Annotated in this window: 24 protein-coding genes; 6 read left to right on the top strand and 18 right to left on the bottom strand. The window is 63.2% G+C overall.

Annotation, left to right across the window (positions count from 1 at the left end):
- The 12 genes from HBH1_RS03620 to HBH1_RS03565 form a co-directional block, all read right to left on the bottom strand.
- Window positions 1–1194 (bottom strand): ABC transporter substrate-binding protein, encoded by a 1194-nt coding sequence (locus tag HBH1_RS03620; protein ID WP_233207504.1) that lies wholly within the window; start codon window positions 1192–1194, stop codon window positions 1–3.
- Between the two features lie 88 nt (window positions 1195–1282).
- Window positions 1283–1831, bottom strand: coding sequence for a CoxG family protein (locus tag HBH1_RS03615; RefSeq protein WP_102661626.1), 549 nt, complete (start codon window positions 1829–1831; stop codon window positions 1283–1285).
- 99 nt (window positions 1832–1930) lie between these two features.
- Window positions 1931–2965: an asparaginase domain-containing protein gene (locus tag HBH1_RS03610; protein WP_102661625.1), complete on the bottom strand. Its 1035-nt coding sequence runs from the start codon at window positions 2963–2965 to the stop codon at window positions 1931–1933.
- Window positions 2962–3342, bottom strand: a complete 381-nt coding sequence (locus HBH1_RS03605; RefSeq protein ID WP_199181518.1) for a non-heme iron oxygenase ferredoxin subunit — start codon at window positions 3340–3342, stop codon at window positions 2962–2964. The genes HBH1_RS03610 and HBH1_RS03605 overlap by 4 nt, the downstream gene beginning before the upstream one ends.
- Window positions 3339–4277, bottom strand: a complete 939-nt coding sequence (locus tag HBH1_RS03600) for a dihydroorotate dehydrogenase (protein ID WP_077236933.1) — start codon at window positions 4275–4277, stop codon at window positions 3339–3341. Before HBH1_RS03600 ends, HBH1_RS03605 begins: the two co-directional genes overlap by 4 nt.
- The gene (locus tag HBH1_RS03595; RefSeq protein WP_102661624.1) at window positions 4271–5155 is read right to left on the bottom strand and encodes a dihydroorotate dehydrogenase electron transfer subunit; all 885 of its coding nucleotides are present in this window, start codon (window positions 5153–5155) and stop codon (window positions 4271–4273) included. Before HBH1_RS03595 ends, HBH1_RS03600 begins: the two co-directional genes overlap by 7 nt.
- Before the next feature lie 5 nt (window positions 5156–5160).
- Complete coding sequence (locus HBH1_RS03590; protein WP_006461869.1) at window positions 5161–5715, bottom strand: nuclear transport factor 2 family protein; 555 nt, start codon at window positions 5713–5715, stop codon at window positions 5161–5163.
- Window positions 5712–6977 (bottom strand): NAD(P)/FAD-dependent oxidoreductase, encoded by a 1266-nt coding sequence (locus HBH1_RS03585; RefSeq protein WP_102661623.1) that lies wholly within the window; start codon window positions 6975–6977, stop codon window positions 5712–5714. The genes HBH1_RS03590 and HBH1_RS03585 overlap by 4 nt, the downstream gene beginning before the upstream one ends.
- Window positions 6974–7342 carry a cupin domain-containing protein gene (locus HBH1_RS03580; RefSeq protein WP_102661622.1) on the bottom strand — a complete coding sequence of 123 codons (369 nt, stop codon included), beginning with the start codon at window positions 7340–7342 and terminating at the stop codon, window positions 6974–6976. Before HBH1_RS03580 ends, HBH1_RS03585 begins: the two co-directional genes overlap by 4 nt.
- A 1-nt stretch (window position 7343) precedes the next feature.
- Window positions 7344–7757, bottom strand: coding sequence for a cupin domain-containing protein (locus HBH1_RS03575; RefSeq protein ID WP_077236929.1), 414 nt, complete (start codon window positions 7755–7757; stop codon window positions 7344–7346).
- 30 nt (window positions 7758–7787) lie between these two features.
- The gene (locus tag HBH1_RS03570) at window positions 7788–8162 is read right to left on the bottom strand and encodes a hypothetical protein (RefSeq protein ID WP_006461873.1); all 375 of its coding nucleotides are present in this window, start codon (window positions 8160–8162) and stop codon (window positions 7788–7790) included.
- Window positions 8163–8175: 13 nt separating this feature from the next.
- Entirely contained in the window at window positions 8176–9453 is a 1278-nt protein-coding gene (locus tag HBH1_RS03565; protein ID WP_102661621.1) for an aromatic ring-hydroxylating oxygenase subunit alpha, read from the bottom strand.
- A 345-nt stretch (window positions 9454–9798) separates the two neighbouring features.
- Between HBH1_RS03565 and HBH1_RS03560 the strand changes: the two genes are divergently transcribed.
- Window positions 9799–10491 (top strand): TetR/AcrR family transcriptional regulator, encoded by a 693-nt coding sequence (locus tag HBH1_RS03560; RefSeq protein WP_369878593.1) that lies wholly within the window; start codon window positions 9799–9801, stop codon window positions 10489–10491.
- 46 nt (window positions 10492–10537) lie between these two features.
- On the opposite strand, the gene HBH1_RS03555 is transcribed toward HBH1_RS03560, so the two are convergent.
- Window positions 10538–11698 (bottom strand): zinc-dependent alcohol dehydrogenase, encoded by a 1161-nt coding sequence (locus HBH1_RS03555; protein ID WP_102661620.1) that lies wholly within the window; start codon window positions 11696–11698, stop codon window positions 10538–10540.
- A gap of 38 nt (window positions 11699–11736) precedes the next feature.
- Window positions 11737–11925, bottom strand: a complete 189-nt coding sequence (locus HBH1_RS03550; protein ID WP_006461877.1) for a hypothetical protein — start codon at window positions 11923–11925, stop codon at window positions 11737–11739.
- Window positions 11926–12257: 332 nt separating this feature from the next.
- On the opposite strand from HBH1_RS03550, the gene HBH1_RS03545 reads away from it, so the two are divergent.
- Window positions 12258–12479, top strand: coding sequence for a hypothetical protein (locus tag HBH1_RS03545; RefSeq protein WP_006461878.1), 222 nt, complete (start codon window positions 12258–12260; stop codon window positions 12477–12479).
- Between the two features lie 106 nt (window positions 12480–12585).
- On the opposite strand, the gene HBH1_RS03540 is transcribed toward HBH1_RS03545, so the two are convergent.
- Complete coding sequence (locus HBH1_RS03540) at window positions 12586–12816, bottom strand: hypothetical protein (protein ID WP_102661619.1); 231 nt, start codon at window positions 12814–12816, stop codon at window positions 12586–12588.
- Between the two features lie 353 nt (window positions 12817–13169).
- On the opposite strand from HBH1_RS03540, the gene HBH1_RS03535 reads away from it, so the two are divergent.
- Window positions 13170–13376: a KGG domain-containing protein gene (locus tag HBH1_RS03535; RefSeq protein WP_006461880.1), complete on the top strand. Its 207-nt coding sequence runs from the start codon at window positions 13170–13172 to the stop codon at window positions 13374–13376.
- A gap of 182 nt (window positions 13377–13558) precedes the next feature.
- On the top strand, window positions 13559–14050 hold the full coding sequence (locus tag HBH1_RS03530) for a YciE/YciF ferroxidase family protein (RefSeq protein ID WP_102661618.1): 492 nt from the start codon (window positions 13559–13561) through the stop codon (window positions 14048–14050).
- Window positions 14051–14167: 117 nt separating this feature from the next.
- On the opposite strand, the gene HBH1_RS03525 is transcribed toward HBH1_RS03530, so the two are convergent.
- The 3 genes from HBH1_RS03525 to HBH1_RS03515 form a co-directional block, all read right to left on the bottom strand.
- Window positions 14168–14521, bottom strand: coding sequence for a DUF4399 domain-containing protein (locus HBH1_RS03525; protein ID WP_102661617.1), 354 nt, complete (start codon window positions 14519–14521; stop codon window positions 14168–14170).
- Between the two features lie 166 nt (window positions 14522–14687).
- Window positions 14688–15242, bottom strand: a complete 555-nt coding sequence (locus HBH1_RS03520; protein ID WP_102661616.1) for a hypothetical protein — start codon at window positions 15240–15242, stop codon at window positions 14688–14690.
- An 11-nt stretch (window positions 15243–15253) separates the two neighbouring features.
- Window positions 15254–16063, bottom strand: coding sequence for a ZIP family metal transporter (locus HBH1_RS03515; protein WP_102661807.1), 810 nt, complete (start codon window positions 16061–16063; stop codon window positions 15254–15256).
- 569 nt (window positions 16064–16632) lie between these two features.
- Here HBH1_RS03515 and HBH1_RS03510 point away from each other — a divergent pair.
- Both HBH1_RS03510 and HBH1_RS03505 read left to right on the top strand, forming a co-directional pair.
- Window positions 16633–17529: a manganese catalase family protein gene (locus HBH1_RS03510; RefSeq protein ID WP_077236921.1), complete on the top strand. Its 897-nt coding sequence runs from the start codon at window positions 16633–16635 to the stop codon at window positions 17527–17529.
- An 86-nt stretch (window positions 17530–17615) separates the two neighbouring features.
- Window positions 17616–17984, top strand: a complete 369-nt coding sequence (locus HBH1_RS03505; protein ID WP_102661615.1) for a hypothetical protein — start codon at window positions 17616–17618, stop codon at window positions 17982–17984.
- Window positions 17985–18009: the final 25 nt, after the last annotated feature.

The following is an 18009-nucleotide window of genomic DNA, read 5'->3' as shown; positions in this document are numbered from 1 at the left end:
TCACTTCAGGGGACAGGCCGCCACGTAGGCGTCCTTGTGGTCCACCAGCGGGGTGGCGACCAGCTTGCCCTTGATCTGATCGCCTTCCTTGACGATCTCGAAGGCATAGTAGTTCTGGATCGGCATGTTGTTGGTGTTGAAGCGGAAGGGACCGCGTACCGATTTGAACTCCGCACCGGCCGCCTTGACGGCAGCGGCGAAGGCCACCTTGTTGGAGGTGTCGCCCTTGAGCTTGCGCACTGCCGTATCGAGCAGGAAGGCCGCGTCATAGGCATTGGCGGCATAGGTACTCGGAACACGCTTGTAGCGGGCTTCGAAGGCTTTGACGAACTTCTGGTTTTCCGGATTCTCCAGCGCCGGATTCCAGGTATTGCCGCTGATCACGCCCACGGCGGCCTCGCGCAGGGCCGGCAGATTGGTACCATCGACGGTGAAGGTGGAATACACCGGTACCTTGCCGATCACCCCGGCCTGCTTGAGCTGCTTGGTAAAGTTCACCCCCATGCTGCCCGGGTAGAACATGAAGACCGCATCCATCTTGCTCAGCTGCAGCTGGGTGATCTCGGCCGAATAGTCGGTCTGGTTGATCTGCGTATAGACCTCGGCGGCCACGCCTCCCTTGTACCAGCGCTTGAAGCCGGCCAGCATGTCCTTGCCGGCCTGGTAGTTGGGAGCCATCAGATAGACATTCTTGTAGCCCTTGTCCTGCACCAGCTTGCCGATGGCTTCGCCCGAACCGTCATTGGGGTAGGCGATGGAAAACACATTGGCGCCGCACTCCGCACCGGCCATCGGCGAGGGGCCGCCGGCCACGGCGATGGAAACCACACCGGATTCCTTGAGTCGTCGCAGATTGGCCATGATGATGTTGGAGTAGCCCAGGCCGACGATGGCATCGACCTTGTCCAGCTCGATGAACTTGCGCATGACCTGCGAGCCCACATCCGGCTTCATCTGGTCATCCCCCTGCAGCACCTGCACCTTCTGTCCGCCAAGCTGGTTGCCAAGCTGCTCCAGGGCCAGGCCGAAGCCGTCGATATATTCCTGGCCGTCGGCGGCCATCGGTCCGGAGAACGGGCCGGACAGGCCAATCTTGATATCGGCCATGGCCTGCTGCGGAAACGCCAGCACGGCCAGCCCCGCCAACGCCCCCAGGGCACTCACCATCGACTTCACTACCGCAGATCTTTTCATTTTCATTCCTGTTCGTGGCTAAGGTTGAACTACGAATGCTGCTTGCTGCGTGCGGGAAAACTTGAATGTGGGCGACCGTCCTGCGCCACTAGCGCGCTACGCGTGACCACATGCTGCGCAGGGCGCCCTGGCGCGGCTGCTCCTGCGCCGGCTGTTCGCCGGGGCCTTCGGCGGCGGGCGCGGCGGTGGCCGCCGGTTCGAACAGCTTGACGAAGCGTGCAAAGAAATCATCGGCCATCTTGCGGGCCGAACTGTCGATCAGGCGTGCACCGAGCTGCGCCAGCTTGCCGCCGACCTGGGCGTGTACCTCGTATTGCAGCAGCGTGCCCTCGCCTTCTTCGGGTGCCACCAGCCGCACTGCGGCGCGGCCCTTGGCAAAGCCGGCCATGCCGCCCTGGCCTTCGAAGGTAATCGCATAGGACTGCGGCGCCACGATGTCGGTCAGGCTCATGCGTCCCTTGAACTTGGCCGACACCGGGCCGATCTTGATCGACATGCCCACTTCGTACTCATGCTCGCCGACCTGCTCCAGTCGGTCGCAGCCGGCGATGCAATCGCGCAGACTGGCCGGATCGTTGAGGGCTTCCCATACCGCCTGCCGGGAGGCGGGTACCAGACGTTCGCTGATCATTTCCATGCTTGATTCGCTCCTCTTTCAATTGCCTGTCATTCGTATAGTCCGCCCAGTCTGTGGGGGCTGCGCTGCGCGCGGCGTGCTCCTGACTGCTGGCTGCCTTCAATGCGCCAGCAGCAGCGCCTGTATCGCGGCCGCATCCGGCAATGGCGACTGCGCCAGAATCAGCATGAGCAGGATGCGCAGTTTGGGGGCGGCCAGATCGCCTCCCGCCAGCACCCCGTCACGTTGCAGGAAGGCCTGCGGCGGCACCACGCCACGCGCAGCGCGTGCGGCCTGCACCACCACCACACCCTGCGCCACTGCGCGCTGCAGGGCAGCGCGTTCACCATTGGCCGGGCGGCCGGGCGCCAGTCCGATGCTGATGATTCCTCGGGCACCTGCTGCCAGCACGCCATCGATGGCCGCACCGTCAGCACCGGCATAGGACACCACCATATCCACGCGTGGCAGGGTCCGGCTCGACGACATGTCGAGCGCCGGCAGCATGCTGTGCGATATCGATGAAGTCACGCGGCGGCGCAGCACCACGCTGCCATCAGCGTCCACCCGACCGAGCGGGCCATAGGGCGTGGCCTCGAATGCGTGCAGCTCGAAACTGGCGGCCTTGCTGACATCGCGTGCCGCAAAAACCATGCCATCCATCACGACCAGAACGCCCTGCCCCTGGGCCTGTGGGGCAGCCGCCACCGCCAGCGCTGCGCGCAGATTGGCCATGGCATCGCTGCCCGACGTGTTCAGCGGACGCTGTGCTCCGGTGAGCACGACCGGTTGGCGGATATCGGTGGCCAGCTGCAGAAACCATGCGGTCTCTTCCATCGTCGCCGTGCCATGGGTAACGACAATGCCGGTCAGACCGGGGTCGTCCTGCACGGTGCGCCTGATCAGCTGCGCCAGCTCCATCCAGTCCTGCGGCAGGATGCCGGTGCTGCCGATCATGCGGAAGGACTGCGGCAGGATCTCGATATCCAGGTCGACCTGGTCCAGTTGTTCCACCAGATCGTCGATGGGATGCACCACGCCGCTCTCGCTGTACTCGACCCAGTCGAAGGCATGCCGCGCATGCATGGCGAAGGTGCCACCGGTGCCGATGACGGCAACCCGTGGCTTGCCCGATGCGCGGGACAGGCCGCTCATGCAGCCACCAGACGCAGGTGCAGCACACCCTCTTCGAGACGGATCTCGTGGCTGCGTACATCACGTGTCAAGGGCGCCGACAAGGCCTTGCCGGAACGCATGTCGAACAGTCCGGCATGCAGGGGGCATTCGACCTCGAAGCCGTCGATTTCGCCTTCCGACAAGCGCGCATTGCCATGGCTGCAGATGTCGTCGATGGCATAGACCTCGCCATCCACCAGGAACAGGCCGACCTGCACACCGCCCAGCTTCAGCGAGCGACACGCACGATCACCAAACACCTCGGCCAGCGGCCCCAGCGTCAGCCAGCCCTGGGCATCGGGCAACGACGGCAACGCCTGGGCGTCTGCCGCCACGATAGGCAGGATGCCAGTCACAGGCCGGCCCTCGCTTCCAGCAATTTGGCCTCATGCACCTTCATCGCGCCGACCAGGTCGCGGATGCGGGTGATGCCACGACGTACGCAATAGGCCTGGAGGTCGTCGATGACGCGCGGCATGGCGCTGGTGCTGATGAAATTGGCCGTGCCCACCTGTACTGCCGTGCAACCGGCCAGCAGGTATTCAATGGCGTCCTCGGCGGTGGCGATGCCGCCGCAACCGATGACCGGAATGCTGACCGCCTGCGCCGCCTGGTAAGCCATGCGCAACAGGATGGGCTTGGTGGCACTGCCGGTGATCCCGCCCATCAGGTTGGCGACCTTGGGTTGATGACTTTCGATATCGATGGCCATGGCCAGGATGGCGTTGGAACTGACCAGAGCGTCTGCGCCCCCCTGCTCTGCAGCTCGGGCAATCACGGCGATGCTGCCGACATTGGGCGAGAGCTTGGCCCAGACCTGCAGGTCGGTATTGCGCTTCATCGCCTTGATCACCGCTTCGGTGGCCTGTGGGTCCATGCCGAAGGCCTGGCCATCCTTCTTCAGGTTGGGACAGGAGATATTGGCCTCGATGGCGGCCACGCCCGGCACGCTCAGGCGTGCGGCCAGCTCGCCGAACTCTTCCACGGTATTGGCTGAAATGCTGGCCACCAGAGGGGGGGTGTAATTCCGGTAGAACGGCACCAGCTCTTCCAGATAGTGCTCCGGCCCCTTGCTGGGAATACCGATGGAGAACAAGGTTGAATTGCGCAGCTCGGCCACGCGTGGCGGGGTGTTGCCCTCGCGCAGATCGCTGGTGATGGTCTTGGTGACGATGGCACCCAGACCATTGAGATCGATCACCTTGGCCATGCCCTCGGCAAAGGTCCCGGAGCCTGGCATGACCGGATTCTGCAAGGTCAGCTTACCGATGGATACGCTCATGTCTACCATGTCACTGTCTCCTGCGCGTCGAACACCGGGCCATCCCAGCACACGCGTCTGTAACTCATCGTTTCCGAACCAGGGCTCTTGCGGAACGGCCGCACGCAGGCAAAGCACATGCCCAGCGCACATCCCATCAATTGCTCCAACGCCACCTGGGCCGGCACGTCCAGCTCCTGGCCCAGTCGCTGCAACGCCAGCAGGAAGCGGTTGGAGCCGCAGGTGGTCAGCAGGTCGAAGGGCAGCTGCGCATGCCGTTCACGTACCAGCTTTTCGATGTGGGCGATGTCGCTGCTGCCATCCTGGTCATGCACCACGATGACATCTGCCCCCACCGAGCGCAGGTATTGCTCCGACATCACCAGGGCCGGCGAACGCGCCGAGAGGATGGCCGTCACCCTTGCCCCGCGCTGCACCGCGTGCTGGGCCAGCGGGGCCATGGTGGCCAGGCCCACGCCGCGCGCCAGCACCAGCACATGGCGGGCCTGCGGCGGCAGAGTGAAGCCCTGGCCGACCGGCCCGAAGGCGTCCAGCGTGGCGCCCGGCTCCAGGGTGGCCAGGCCACGGGTACCGGCGCCCTGTACCTTGTAGAGGAATTCGATGGTGCAGTCCTGCGGCGAAACCCGGTACAGGCTCATCGGCCGGCGCAGGTAAGGCACGTCGTTGCCGGAGGGCGGGCAGTTGAGGTGGAAGAACTGACCCGGCAGCACCGCCAGCGCAATCGGCGGCGCCTTCAGGACCAGGTGCTTGTACTCGGCGTTGACCCACGCATTGCTCAGTACCTGGCACAGGTTCTCGGCGATGGTGAAATCTGCGCAGTGGCCGCCGCAGGACGAGGCCGCTGTACTCGGCGCTGGCTGCAGCGGGATAGGGACGCTGTTGGTCATGATCTCTAGAGGTGGGTGGAAGAGGATGCACGCACGGCGGCATCGGTAATCTGCTCGAAGGACGTCACCAGCGGGAAGGCTCCTGCATCGATGGGCAGCATCTGGGTCTGCTCGAAGCGCATGCGTGAACAGAGCCACTGTCCCTGCTGGTCGCGGGCATATTCTTCGTAGGTCAGCGCGCCCAGCAGCACCGCCTTCTTGGTCTGCTCACGCAGTGCGATCTGCCACAGTCGCCAGCGTGCCGAGGCGACGTCGCCTTCCACGCTGATCTCCGGACTGCCGTAGTAATGCAGCGCATAGCACCAGGGCGAGCGCATGAACCACTGCGCCAGCGCATCGCGCCCGACCAGGCTGGCACCGAACTCGGCGCCGCCTTCCCAGATGGCGTCCTCGGTAAAACAGGCGGCCTGGGCAAGCGCGATCTTTTCCATGCGCAGCGGCGGCTGCCGCTGATAGTTCGTCGTGTATTTCTGATCGGCCAGGCTGGCATAGCGTGCCTTGAGCTGGCGGATCGCTTCGGCTGCTTCCAGTGCGGCCACACGTTGTTCCAGGTTGCTCATGAGCGCACCAGTTCCTTGAGCGAAATGGCAGGATCGCGCAGCACCGCTGCATCGATGGTGGAGCCGCGTCGTACCAGTTCTTCAAGCTGACGGCGCTCCCGGCCACTGTCGACCAGCATGCCGCCGGCCACCCTGCCCTCATGCAGCCAGAGCAGCACGCCGGCCCGCTCCCCCGGCGGAATGCGCGATATCACCAGGTCGCCCGGCGTATAGATGCCGACCACCTGGATATTGCGATCGAGCTGATCGGTCCACATCCACGGTACTTCGATATACGGCTCCGGCCGGCCGACGATGGCGGCCGAAACCGCACGCGCCTGATTCTCGGCATTGCGCCAGGTCTCCTGGCGCAATGCCCGCCCATACAAGGGGCTGAAGCTGTTGGCCACGTCGCCCACGGCATAGCACCATGGCGCATCCGGATTGCGGCACCAGGCATCGGTCAGCACGCCGTTATCGAGGCGCACCGGGCTGCCTTCCAGGAAGGCCGTGTTGAGCGAAATGCCCACCGCCACCAGCACCAGGTCGGCCTCCAGCGCCATTTCCTGTCCGGCGCACTGGGCGTCGATGCGCAATCCTTCGGCCGTCTTCGCGATGCCCGATACGCTCACGCCGGTCAGCACCTTGATGCCGCGCTGTTCGTGCAGCGCCTGCAGCCACTGCGACCCTTCCGGCGGCAGGCAACGCGCCATCACCCGGGCGCCGCCTTCGACCACGGTCACTTCCATGCCCAGGGCGGCCGCCGAGGACGCCGCCTCCATACCGATCACGCCGCCGCCGATCACCAGCAGGCGACGCTGCTGGGCCATGGCCGGCCGCAACGCAAGGCAGTCTTCGATGGTGCGCAGGACCCTGACTTCGGGCAGATCCGCTCCGGGGATCGTCAGACCACGGGCCTGACCACCGGATGCCACGACCAGAATGTCGAAGGGGATGACCTCGCCGCTCTCCAGATGGGCCTGACGCAAGTCGTCGATACGGGCGACCACACCCTGGCGATGCTCGACCATGGCGGGGTCTTCCCAGAAGCTGCGTGGCCCCAGCATCAGTTCGTCGACGGTCTTGCTGCCCAGCAGCAGTTCCTTGGACAAGCCCGGCCGTTCATAGGGGGTGTGCGGCTCCGCACCCAGCAGCAGGATGCGGCCACCGAACCCATCCGAGCGCAAGGCTTGCGCCACGCGCCCACCGGCATGCCCGGCGCCGACGATCAACACACGCTGATCCTGCGGTGCGCCCTGCGCTTGCGGCTGATGGTGGTTCATGACACCGACTCCTCGACCGGCGGCAGCTGGTCCAGGCGGGTGATGACGCGATAGAGCGCGCCTCGCTCACTCTGACAGGTCCAGCGCCGCGGCTCATTGGGTGGAATGATGATGCCCTCGCCGGGGGACAGCTCGTAGCGCTCGCCAGCGGCTTCGACCAGGAACATGCCCTCCAGTACGGTTGCCACTTCCTCGCCTTGCGGTTGTTGCGGCACCTCGCTGTGCTGGCCACGACGAAAGACGCCGATGCCGATGTTCAGGTGCTGGCCCTCGACGGTATGCATGCCGGGCGCTGCCTGCGGATTCTGCCAGTCGGTTTGCAACGGCTGGCAATGCGGATCGGTCGGGTTCGACAGGCTGGACATCTCAGCGACTCCTGTTCTTGAGGGGGTAATACGGCGTCGAATCCTCCGGGCCGTACTCCTTGCGCGCCGGGGTCACCACGTTCAGGCGCAGCGACACGCCCTCGGCACCGAAGCGGTTGCTGCCGTAGTGCAAAACCCCGGCAGGAATGATGAGCGCATCACCGCTATCCATCACCGATTCGAGGTCGGTCTCTTCGCTGTCACTGCTTTCGAAAACGGAGCAGCCACCCAGCAGCTGCAAGGACGCTTCCTCGCCGTGGCTATGCGACTTGGCAGGCAGGTCATGCCCCTGCGCGGCGACGAACTTGACCACCGCCACGCTGACGGACGCGCCGAACATGTGCTTGCCATACAAGCCATCGGCCACGATCTCCTTGAGGTTATCGTCGATGGCGAACACTCTGCATTTGGGCATGAAAGCTCCTTGGTTGATGACAGCGTCGGCTCAGATCGGCGGACGCATGACGAACTTCTCATCGGCCACGAAGCGCGAGAACTCGTAGCCATCGATCACGCCCGGCTGCTGGTAGGCCTCCACCGCCGGCGCCACCTCGGCCAGGGACAGCAGCATGTACATCAGCGCTGCTTCCGGCGGCGGCATGGCATCCAGTTCGAAGCCGTTGAGGTAGGCGACGATGGCATCGACATCGGCCAGCATGGCGTCCTTGAAGGCCACGATGTCGGCGAACGCGCTGGTATTGCGCATGCGGGTGCGCTCGGTCTCGGTGGCCAGGCTCCAATGGCTGAACGGCATCAGATGGGCAAAACCGGCCGGAAGGGTGATGGCACTTTGCGGGCTTGCTGGTTGCGGCGAATTCATGGCGGGCGACTCCTCAGGCCTTGGTTTCTTCATTGACGATGCGATCGACCACGTGGGCGCCGTGGCGCACCAGCAGCTCGTAGTCCTGCAGGATCATTTCCTTCTTCACGCCGGTCTGCACCGCGCTCTGGGTGCGTTCCAAGGTGCTCAAGTCTTCCAGCAGGACATCGCGCAGGGCGACCTTCATGTATTCGAGATAGAAGCGACCGCCGGCGGTCTTCATTTCCGGGTAGTACACGCGCGCCTCCAGCAGGGTCTTGCCCTGGGAGATCGGCCGGAAGTTGTAGGCCTGGAAGTAGTTCGGACGCAGCGACAGGTAGAAGTCCGGAAACACGACATTGATGTCGAAGAGCCAGTTCTCGTGGCCGGTCCAGTTCATGCCTTTGGGCAGATCTTCCTTGCGGAAGTGGTAGCTGGCCGCCCCCATGCCGGCGCGCAGTGCAGCGGCAGCAATGGGCTTCTTCACGGCCGAGTCGGCGATGGCCTTGCTGGCCTCCGCGCCACCTGCGGTCACTGCATTGGGGTTGCCGTAGACCGACCTGGGATTGCCGGCGATGGACAGGCGTCGATGGAATTGTCCGCACAGTGCATCCAGGGGCGGCATGGCGCCGTCTTCGGCGGTATCGATGGCATCGGCGATCGAATGGCCGTGCACATAGGCCACGTGGTAGGCCTCCTGGAATGCGTCCAGCGCCAGCTTCCAGTTGCAATTGACCACCGTGGTCCACTGGAAACCGGTGGTGATCTTGTCGAAGGGATAGCCTTCGATATCACCGAACATGGGTTGCAGGAACTGCGCCAGCGACAGTTCCGGGGCGGGATCGAGGTTGATGAAGATGAAGCCTTGCCAGACTTCGCAGGCCACGCGCGACAGACCGTGGTCGCACTTGTCCAGATCGAAGAAGGAGCCCTCTTCCGGCACGCCGGTCAGGTTGCCCTGCAGATCATAGGCCCAGCCGTGGAACTTGCAGAAGAACTTGCGCGCCTGGCCACGCTTCTCGTAGACGATCTGGTTCATGCGGTGCGAGCAGACGTTATGCATGGCATTGATTGCGCCCTGCTTGTCGCGTACCACGATGATGGAAGCTTCGCAGGCTTCCAGGTCCTTGACGAAGTAGTCGCCGGCGGCGGGAATCTCTTCCACGCGCCCCACGTGCAGCCAGGTCTTCTTGAAGATCCTGGCCTGCTCCTTGTCGTAGTAGGCGGTGGAGATGTACGGCTCGACAGGAACAGGCCCCTTGCCCAGTTCCGGATAGCGATCGTGCAGATGCAGCTTGATGACCTTGTTCATGAGCTCCCTCACTCGTGGATGGCAGGCCCGATCAGAGAGGGGCCTGAGAACCGATGCGTCCTAATAACGAATGTCATTCTGTATTCCGCAAAAATGAATGTCAAGCGTTTTTGATCGATTTCAAGGACAGGTGAAAAAGGGCCTGGCGACACGTCATCAGCATGCTGCACCACAACACGACAGCGGGCTGCAGCGACGCACGCCGGGGTAGCGGATTCGCCCTCTTGCCGCACCGGCATCGCACCAATACCGCACCAATATCGCGCTCAAAAGCGAATATTGTTTAAAGGATTCACCGTTGTGGGGAAGAGAGAAGATCGGGGGACAGGGACAGCAGGAAAGGGCTTGCGTGCTAGAATCCACGCCATTCATTACCAGCACGCAAGAGGAATCGTGGCGCAAATCAAGAAGAGCGGCATGCGCGAGGCCATCCTGGAGTCGGCCTTCGATCTTTTTTCCCGCAAGGGCTATACGCCGACCACCATGGCCGAGATCGCACGGGCGTCGAACATGACCGTGGCCAATCTCTATGTGTACTTCGATTCCAAGCTGGCCATCCTCTATGAGATCTACCAGCCCTGGCTGGAACAGCAGCTGCAGGCGCTGGCCGAATCGGTCCGCAAGTTCCGCACGCCGCGCTCACGCCTGCGCCGGGTCTTCACGGGGATCTGGGGCGACATACCAGCCAGCGATCATTCCTTCGCCAACGCGCTGATCGAAGCCCTGGCCGTGTCACCCCAGGGCATGACCAAGCCCAATACGCTGCTGATGGATGTGGAAACCTTCCTGACGGCCCTCATCAGCGAGTCCCTCCCCCCGGAGCGTGCTCACCTGGTGCGCAACGACCTGCTGGCCCATGTCATCTGGATGGCGTTCGATGGCTTCACCATCAACCAGCATCTCGGCGACGTGCGCGATGTCAGTGCCATCGCCGACATCATGACCAATCTGCTGCTGGGCGAGACAGAGGCACCGGTAGCGGCCCCGGAAACTCCGGCAGCCCCCAAGCGAACCGCCCGCAAGGCACGGGCGGAATAACAAGACAAAGCGGAATGCGCGCCCCATGGGCGCACCCACCCGGCATTCAGGCCACCAGCACCACCTTGCGGCATTCCTCGCGCTTTTCATTGAAGATACGGTAGCCCTCGGCCGCCTGTTCCAGCGGGAGGCGATGGGTGATCAGCGCTTCCGGGCGCAGCCAGCCATCCTCGATGCTGTTGAGCAGTTCCGGCATGTACTGTTGTACGTGGGTCTGGCCGGTCTTGACGGTGACGCCTTTCTCGAAGATGTCGCCGAACAGGAAGCCATGGATGAAGCCGGCGTAGACGCCAGGCACGCTCAGCGTCCCGCCCCGTCGTACCGAAGCGATGCAGTGGCGCAGGGCCTGACCGCTGCTGCCTTCCAGCTTGAGGGTGGTCAACGCCGTCTCCAGCACACTGCCCTTGGCCTCGAAACCGACCGCGTCGATCACCCCGTCCACCCCACGCCCGGCGGTATTGGCGATGATGTATTCGCCAGGATCGACATGATCGAAGTTCACCGGAATGACGTCGTACTGCTCCACCGCGAAGCGCAGACGATAGTCATGATGGTCCACCATGAAAATCTTTTCCGCCCCCAGCATGCGTGCACACGCGGCGGCCATCTGGCCGACCGGGCCGGCGCCGTAGATGGCCACGCTGCTGCCCTCGCGCACACCGGCATTCTTCACCGCCTGATAACCGGTGGGCAGGATATCGCTCAGGAATAGCACCTGCTCATCGGCCAGGGCGGAGTCGATGCGGATCGGACCGACGTCGGCCTTCGGGACCCGCACATATTCCGCCTGTCCGCCCGGCATGCCGCCATACAGATGGCTGTAGCCGAACAGCGCGGCTCCCGGGCGTATGCCCTTGGCATTCATGATGGCGCCACGGTCGGGGTTGGTGGTCTCGCAGGCGGCGTAGAGATGCTGGTCGCAGAAAAAACATTGTCCGCAGGCGATCACGAAGGGCACCACCACGCGGTCGCCCTTCTTGAGTCGCTGTACGGCCGGCCCCGCTTCCACCACCACGCCCATGAATTCATGGCCGAGGATGTCGCCGGACTTCATGGCCGGTATCTTGCCGCGATAGAGGTGCAGGTCGGAGCCGCAGATGGCGGTGGCAGTGACCTTGAGGATGATGTCATCGGCTTCCTGGATGATGGGGTCGGCGACCGTCTCCACTCGTACGTCGTGGGCCGCGTGATAAAGCAATGCGCGCATGGGATCTCCTTGTTCTGGTGGGCTGGTCTGGAGCGGGCTCAGCGCGGTGCGCGGGCGTCGTCCTGCACGATGTCGAACTCGGGCTTGGCGATTTCCTTGTTGGCGTTGTCGGTGCTGGTCTCACGGTTCTCGATGTGATCGCCACGCGCCGGCTGCGCAGTGGCCTGGTCACTGGATTGGGCGGGGCTGGGATTGGCGCGGGTGGGCAATTTCGATTCGATGGCCATGGCGTTCTCCTCAAAAGTGATGGGGGGGGGATGGTCCCTGATATCTCGACGAATGGTCTGCCGGACTGGAACCCAGACTAGGCCAAGCCACTCGAACGGGGCCATCAGCGCGACTCGCCAAGGCTTGTGGGCGGCTGCTGTCGGACATGTCGGCCGCGCTTGATGAGTCGGCTGCGGGAGCAGCACCCTCGCTGATTCCGTCGCGCCTGTCGGCGCGAGAGTGCGCGTAATCGCGGCGTGCGCCGACATACGCCACGGCGTGGCTCGGCTAGGATCAACACTCCCTAAAGCACCCGCCTGCACGACGTCCGCAAAGGAAAAGGAGACGCATCATGACCGACGCCCTGAACAAGCACCACCATCCGGCCGACACCTCTGGCCCCAAGGATCTGGAACAGAAAGGCAATCCCCCTACCGGGACCAACGAGCGCGACATGCTCGATGGTGGCGAGCGCCACGTGCCGGGGGACAGCGACAAATATGGTTCCAAAAACAAACCGGAGGGCGGCAACTATTCCGACCAGGACATGCGGGAAAACAGCCCGCAACTGTAATCTGGCAAGTCAGCCGATGAGTCCAGGCCACCATGGCGTGGCGCTGTGAGCGGCGGAGCCCGCATTACAGGCATTACAGCGCTGACAGGTCGGGCCGGGACGGTGCTCACTCGTCCCGATCAAATTCCGCCAGCACCATTTCCACCTGCAGACACTGCAGCTTGAGGTCCTTGATCGCCCGCCGGTAACGGCGAAAATCCTTCCGGTCGGGGAGCTCATCCCCGCCTTTGCTCATCCTTACCGCATCATGCACGATGCCCTGGAGGATGCCCGCCGCATGCTCGTGCGAGGCCTTGAGCCGATTCACGCTTTCGATCAGTGCCTGTCTTTTCTTCATTTCGTGTTCCTGTTACTTGCTTGTACTTGCTAGCGCTTGCTCGTCGTCCGTGCAGGTCTCCCCTGACTGGACAGGCAATGGAGTTTGCCGTCCGGCAGTTTGTTCCACGAAGGTCCAAGCCAATGCTCATCCATAGTGGATCGCGCCGCCCATGGGCCTGCTACTACGGCCCATGGGCGCTACGGCCGGGCATCTGCTCTTCTTCAATTCCGCTGGCATTACTGACAGTCCATACCGACCTCTCATCGTCCGGTACGCCGATATCACCGATAAAGCCCGCGACCTAAGATGAGGACTCGTAGGGAAGCAAAGCCCTGCGATTCATCCCCCTCATCATCATAAGGAGATACATCATGGCAAATCAGAACCAAGGATCGACCAGCAACCGTGGCTTCGCTTCGATGGATGAAAGCAAGCAGCGCGAGATCGCCAGCCAGGGCGGCAAGGCTGCCCATGAAAAGGGAACCGCGCATGAATTCAGTTCCGATGAAGCACGCGAAGCGGGCCGCAAGGGTGGTCAGAACAGCCACAGCGGCGGTAACCAGAGCAACAATCGTTAGTCGTAGCGACTCCCGGGAGTCATACGACTGCGGCTGTGCTCGCTAGTACCGCCAGGGCAGTACCAGCAGCATAGGCAGCGGGCCTTCCTCGGGCCCGCTGTCCTGCCTTGCCGTCTTGCCTTGCTTTCCCGCCGGGGTCACACAATGCTCGCTTTCACCCTACCTTCAACCAGGAGACCAGCATGACCGTCAAGACCTTGAAAGACCTGTTCATCCACGGCCTCTCCGACGTCTATAGCGCGGAAAAGCAACTGACCCGCGCGCTCCCCCGGCTGGCCCGGGCAGCTACTACGCCCGAGCTGCGCCAGGCCTTCGAACAACATCTGGAAGAGACTCAGGGACAGATCGAACGTATCGACAGGCTGGTGGAAAACAGCGAATTGCGGCTCAAGCGCGTGAAGTGCGTGGCCATGGAAGGGCTGGTGGAAGAAGGTCGCGAGCAGATCGATGAAATCGAAAAAGGAGCAGTGCTCGACGCCGCTCTGATCGGCGCTGCGCAAAAGGTGGAGCATTACGAGATCGCCACCTATGGGACCTTGTGCGCCCTGGCCAAGCAACTCGGGCTGGACGAGGCCGCCAAGTTGCTCGACGAAACCCTGCAGGAAGAAAAGGCGACCGACCAGAAGCTCAGCAAGCTCGCGCTGCAGCAGGTCAACGAGAAACTGGCCGCGTGATCGACCCATAAGGCGTCCGCCGGGGTCACCTCCCGGCCCGGAGCGCGGACCGCCTTCCGAGCCGATTCAACAGGTCGCTTCCGAAAGGGAGCGACCTGTTTTTTCTGTGCGCCCAGATCAGGGTGCCTTGACGGTGATGTTGATTCCATGGGCCATCATGTGACCGTAGGAATGGTCTTCTCCATCGGCGAACTGGGCGGTGAGCTTGTATTTGCCGGGCGGGAGGGTGAGCATGGTTTCGGTCTGCCCCTGGTCCAGATGCAGATGGGTGTCGTCATGCGGGATGGTCTCGCCCTTGCCGATGGGCGAATGGTTGATCAGGATGTGGTGATGACCGGTACCCTCGACCAGCTTGCCGGCCGGACGGGTAGTCATCGAATGTGCTGCCAGGCGGACGCGGAAGGGACTGGTGACCGTCTGACCGCTCTTGGGTTCGAGAATGCTGAGGGTAGGTTCATCGGCGTGGGCCATCTGGCCCCCGAGCGAAAACAGGAGAACGGCCAGGCAGGGAGCAGTGAAGAACCGGCCTTTGTGGTGCGAGGATTTACGTACAGATAGAAACATAGCGGGCTCCTTGATGAGTTGAAATTGTCGAGTTCGGGACCAGCCGTTGCTCACCGTAGCCGTACTGCACAGCTCACAGCGAGAGCGGCCCGCGCTCGGCCGCCGGCAGGCCGGCGTGCAGCTTGCCGAGCAGGATGCGCAGCTGCGCGCGATAGTCGAGCACCACATTGCGCCGGCAATACGGCGCCCATGCCGGGTAGGGCGGCGCCTCCCTTCTGGCCGGCTGCGATTGCGGCATGCGCATCTGGGTGGCCTGTGCCAGGCTGGCGCGCAGTTCCAGCAAGGTCATCGCCACCGTGCGATAGGTATGGCGGGCTTCTAGCTGAACGCCACAGGCCGCGCAGACCAATGCCAGCCTGCGCTTGACGTCCTGCCCTGCATGCGGCGCGTCCCCCTCGCGCCAGGCCGCCCCGAAGAGCAGCGAACCGGCGTAATCGAGATAGGCCTCCAGACAGAACGACAACATCACCAGTGCCGAGAGGAACACCCAGCGCGAGCCGGCGACCTCTTCACCGGCTTTCCGGATCAGGAGGTCGGCGCCGTTCCAGAGTTCGACGTAGGTCAAGGTCTGCGCATCCTGCGGCAGCGGGGGCGGTCTGGCATCGGCAGGATCCCGGGAAGCGTTCATGGCTGGCCTGTTCAGGAAAGCGCGGTGTCCATCACCATCATCAGCACGAAACCGACGAGCAGGCAGCAGGTCGCCGGCAAGGCATCATGACGTCGATGTGGATCGGGAATCACCTCGTGCGCCAGGACGAACAGCATGGCCCCTGCCGCGCAGCCCAACGCCCAGGGCAGCATTACCGAAGACCAGGCCACCACCGCTGCGCCGGCGACCGCCGCCAGCGGTTCCACCAGCCCCGAGAGGATGCCGCAACCGATAGCGTCGGCGCGGGAATAACCAATGCCGCGCAGGGCGGTCGCAACGATCATGCCCTCCGGAATATCCTGTAGTGCAATGCCAAAGGTCAGCACTGATGCCTGCTCCGGCGCGACACCACCGTAAGCCACGCCGACCGCCAGGCCTTCCGGCAGGTTGTGCAGCCCGACAGTGAGCACGAACAGCCACACCCGGCGCAGCGCCGCCTGCCGTGCCAACTCGTCATGTCCCTGCCCGGCTCGTTGCAGTGCCAGCACCAGCACGGCACCGGCCAGCACGCTGGCACCGATCACCAGGCTGCCAGTGGACTTGCCCACCCCGCCCTGCTCCAGCGCCTGCATGGCCGGCAGGATCAGGGAAAACACCGACGCCGCCAGCATGACACCGGCACCGAATCCCGTGCAGCAGTCCGCCACACGGGCAGAAAAGCGGCGTGAAAAAAACAGCGGCAGTGTGCCGGCGGCGGTTGCAGCAGCTGCGGCCATGCCACCGCAATAGGCGCGCCAGACGCGCTCATCCTGTGCGCTCCACCAGCCCAGGGCGACGGCCACCACGATGACGCCCACCATCACCAACGGCCAGCTCAGGCGCATGAGCTGTGGCTGCGCGGGCAGGTCGCATGACGCAGGCGACTCTGACTGCAGCGCTGCCTGAGGATCAGGCGCGGGGGTCAGGGAATACTCCACTTTCTTGAGCATGCATGTCCTTCTGTTTCCGTAATGCGGGGATGCCGGTCCTGCGGCGGGATGATCTGACTGCCTGAGGTCATGGTGATCAGCGTGATCACGGTGATCAGGAGGTGACGCGACATCGGCAGTGCGTCACGATCAGGCAAGTCTATCGGGTGCGCACGATCCTCCCCATCGGACGAACACTGAATCTGGGCGCTGTGCTCGTCCGACGCCAGCCTGAAAATTCTGGCTGATCAGCCTGGGGGCTGCTGTTGCGCTAAGGATGTCCGACACCGGTCGGCGTGAGCGATCACCGCATGTTTTCCGCTATCGCCGATGGTATGGCTGAGCACCCGCGACTTAGGATCAAGGCTCTGTCTATCGCTAAATGCGATTGACCGATCAAGTCTGTGTGCTTTGTTTTCAACCCTCGCTTCGACCCTGAAACCGCCAAGGAGACCCTCACCATGTTTGCCCACAACAAACGACTGCAATACACCGTACGCGTTGCCGGCCCCAATCCCGGGCTGGCCAACCTGATGCTGGAACAGTTCGGCGGCCCGCAAGGCGAACTCGCCGCTGCCTGCCGCTACTTCACCCAGGCCATCGCCGAGGATGATCCCGGCCGCAAGGACATGCTCTTCGACATCGCCACCGAAGAACTGAGCCACCTCGAAGTGATCGGCAATATCGTGGTGATGCTCAACAAGGGCGCCAAGGGCAAGCTGGCCGAAGGCGTGGAAGAAGAAGGGACGCTCTACAAGGAGATCACCGGGGCCGGTAACGACAGCCACATCACCCAGGTGTTGTATGGCGCCGGCGCGCCACTGGTCAATTCGGCCGGGGTACCGTGGACGTCCGCTTATGTGGACACCATCGGCGAACCTACGGCCGACCTGCGTTCCAACATCGCGGCCGAAGCACGGGCCAAGATCGTCTATGAACGACTCATCAATCTGACCGATGATCCAGGCGTGAAGGAAGCGCTGGGCTTCCTGATGACGCGTGAAATCGCGCACCAGAAATCCTTTGAAAAGGCGCTCTATTCCATTCGCCCAAACTTCCCGCCCGGAAAGCTGCCTGGCGATCCGCGCTTCTCCAAGGTCTACGTCAATCTTTCGCAGGGCTTGGGTGAGCAGACCGGACCGTGGAACGATGGCGAGCAGTGGGAGCGACTCGATGGCGCCGACGCCCTCACCCCGGTCGACGGTGGCGACGGACAGGCGAGCGTGGAACTGAGCGATGACGATCAGGCCGTGCTGGATCAACTGGCGGCGCGTACCGCATCCGCGCAGGATGGCGAGCCGCTGACCGGGGCTGAAATCGGTTCTGCCGATGCTGACCTGAAGGCCAAGCGGCCCTGAGGACTGACTTTCTACTTCATGATGATCTGCCTCGCACCGGCCCGCTGCCGGCTGCGAGGCAGTTTCGTCTGCAAAGAGGATATTCCATGACTAGCATACAGCCGACCGTGGCAGTCTTTCCCTTTCCCAGTCTGACGATGGCGCAGCGCGCCTATGATGCCCTGCGCGATCGGGGCGTGACGCCGCAACAGATGGAGCTGCGGGTGATGGATGATGAGGCAGGGCCCTCCAGCGGCAACTTCATCCTTGAGTACAAGGAGACCGATGTCCACTTCGACAGCAGTTGGATGGACATGCTCAGCAACCGGGATGATCCCAATGTGGGTGCCGGCCGGCAGGAAGTGTTCTGGTCCTGCGAAGCGCTGCTGCTGGTGACCACCGAGGACCCGCATCTGCTCAATGCCTTGCGTGAAGTCTATCGCGCCAGCGGCATGGACTTCGATGCCTTGCACTGATTCCCCGCACTGATTCCCTGTGGTG

Origin of the sequence: Herbaspirillum sp. BH-1 (assembly GCF_002870055.1) — a bacterium.
GTDB classification, from domain to species: Bacteria; Pseudomonadota; Gammaproteobacteria; order Burkholderiales; family Burkholderiaceae_D; genus Herbaspirillum; species Herbaspirillum frisingense.
This window is presented reverse-complemented; position numbering and strand designations above follow the sequence as displayed.

Bases quoted from the DNA above. Each gene is read 5' to 3' on its own strand.
- HBH1_RS03545 (WP_006461878.1), top strand. From the start codon at position 12,258: ATGACCGACGCCCTGAACAAGCACCACCATCCGGCCGACACCTCTGGC.
- HBH1_RS03550 (WP_006461877.1), bottom strand. From the start codon at position 11,925: ATGGCCATCGAATCGAAATTGCCCACCCGCGCCAATCCCAGCCCCGCC.
- HBH1_RS03590 (WP_006461869.1), bottom strand. From the start codon at position 5,715: ATGAGCAACCTGGAACAACGTGTGGCCGCACTGGAAGCAGCCGAAGCG.
- HBH1_RS03525 (WP_102661617.1), bottom strand. From the start codon at position 14,521: ATGGCCCACGCCGATGAACCTACCCTCAGCATTCTCGAACCCAAGAGC.
- HBH1_RS03600 (WP_077236933.1), bottom strand. From the start codon at position 4,277: ATGGTAGACATGAGCGTATCCATCGGTAAGCTGACCTTGCAGAATCCG.
- HBH1_RS03535 (WP_006461880.1), top strand. From the start codon at position 13,170: ATGGCAAATCAGAACCAAGGATCGACCAGCAACCGTGGCTTCGCTTCG.
- HBH1_RS03610 (WP_102661625.1), bottom strand. From the start codon at position 2,965: ATGAGCGGCCTGTCCCGCGCATCGGGCAAGCCACGGGTTGCCGTCATC.
- HBH1_RS03615 (WP_102661626.1), bottom strand. From the start codon at position 1,831: ATGGAAATGATCAGCGAACGTCTGGTACCCGCCTCCCGGCAGGCGGTA.
- HBH1_RS03540 (WP_102661619.1), bottom strand. From the start codon at position 12,816: ATGAAGAAAAGACAGGCACTGATCGAAAGCGTGAATCGGCTCAAGGCC.
- HBH1_RS03585 (WP_102661623.1), bottom strand. From the start codon at position 6,977: ATGAACCACCATCAGCCGCAAGCGCAGGGCGCACCGCAGGATCAGCGT.
- HBH1_RS03555 (WP_102661620.1), bottom strand. From the start codon at position 11,698: ATGCGCGCATTGCTTTATCACGCGGCCCACGACGTACGAGTGGAGACG.
- HBH1_RS03620 (WP_233207504.1), bottom strand. From the start codon at position 1,194: ATGAAAAGATCTGCGGTAGTGAAGTCGATGGTGAGTGCCCTGGGGGCG.
- HBH1_RS03515 (WP_102661807.1), bottom strand. From the start codon at position 16,063: ATGGTGGGCGTCATCGTGGTGGCCGTCGCCCTGGGCTGGTGGAGCGCA.
- HBH1_RS03530 (WP_102661618.1), top strand. From the start codon at position 13,559: ATGACCGTCAAGACCTTGAAAGACCTGTTCATCCACGGCCTCTCCGAC.
- HBH1_RS03595 (WP_102661624.1), bottom strand. From the start codon at position 5,155: ATGACCAACAGCGTCCCTATCCCGCTGCAGCCAGCGCCGAGTACAGCG.
- HBH1_RS03565 (WP_102661621.1), bottom strand. From the start codon at position 9,453: ATGAACAAGGTCATCAAGCTGCATCTGCACGATCGCTATCCGGAACTG.
- HBH1_RS03505 (WP_102661615.1), top strand. From the start codon at position 17,616: ATGACTAGCATACAGCCGACCGTGGCAGTCTTTCCCTTTCCCAGTCTG.
- HBH1_RS03520 (WP_102661616.1), bottom strand. From the start codon at position 15,242: ATGAACGCTTCCCGGGATCCTGCCGATGCCAGACCGCCCCCGCTGCCG.
- HBH1_RS03580 (WP_102661622.1), bottom strand. From the start codon at position 7,342: ATGTCCAGCCTGTCGAACCCGACCGATCCGCATTGCCAGCCGTTGCAA.
- HBH1_RS03575 (WP_077236929.1), bottom strand. From the start codon at position 7,757: ATGCCCAAATGCAGAGTGTTCGCCATCGACGATAACCTCAAGGAGATC.
- HBH1_RS03510 (WP_077236921.1), top strand. From the start codon at position 16,633: ATGTTTGCCCACAACAAACGACTGCAATACACCGTACGCGTTGCCGGC.
- HBH1_RS03570 (WP_006461873.1), bottom strand. From the start codon at position 8,162: ATGAATTCGCCGCAACCAGCAAGCCCGCAAAGTGCCATCACCCTTCCG.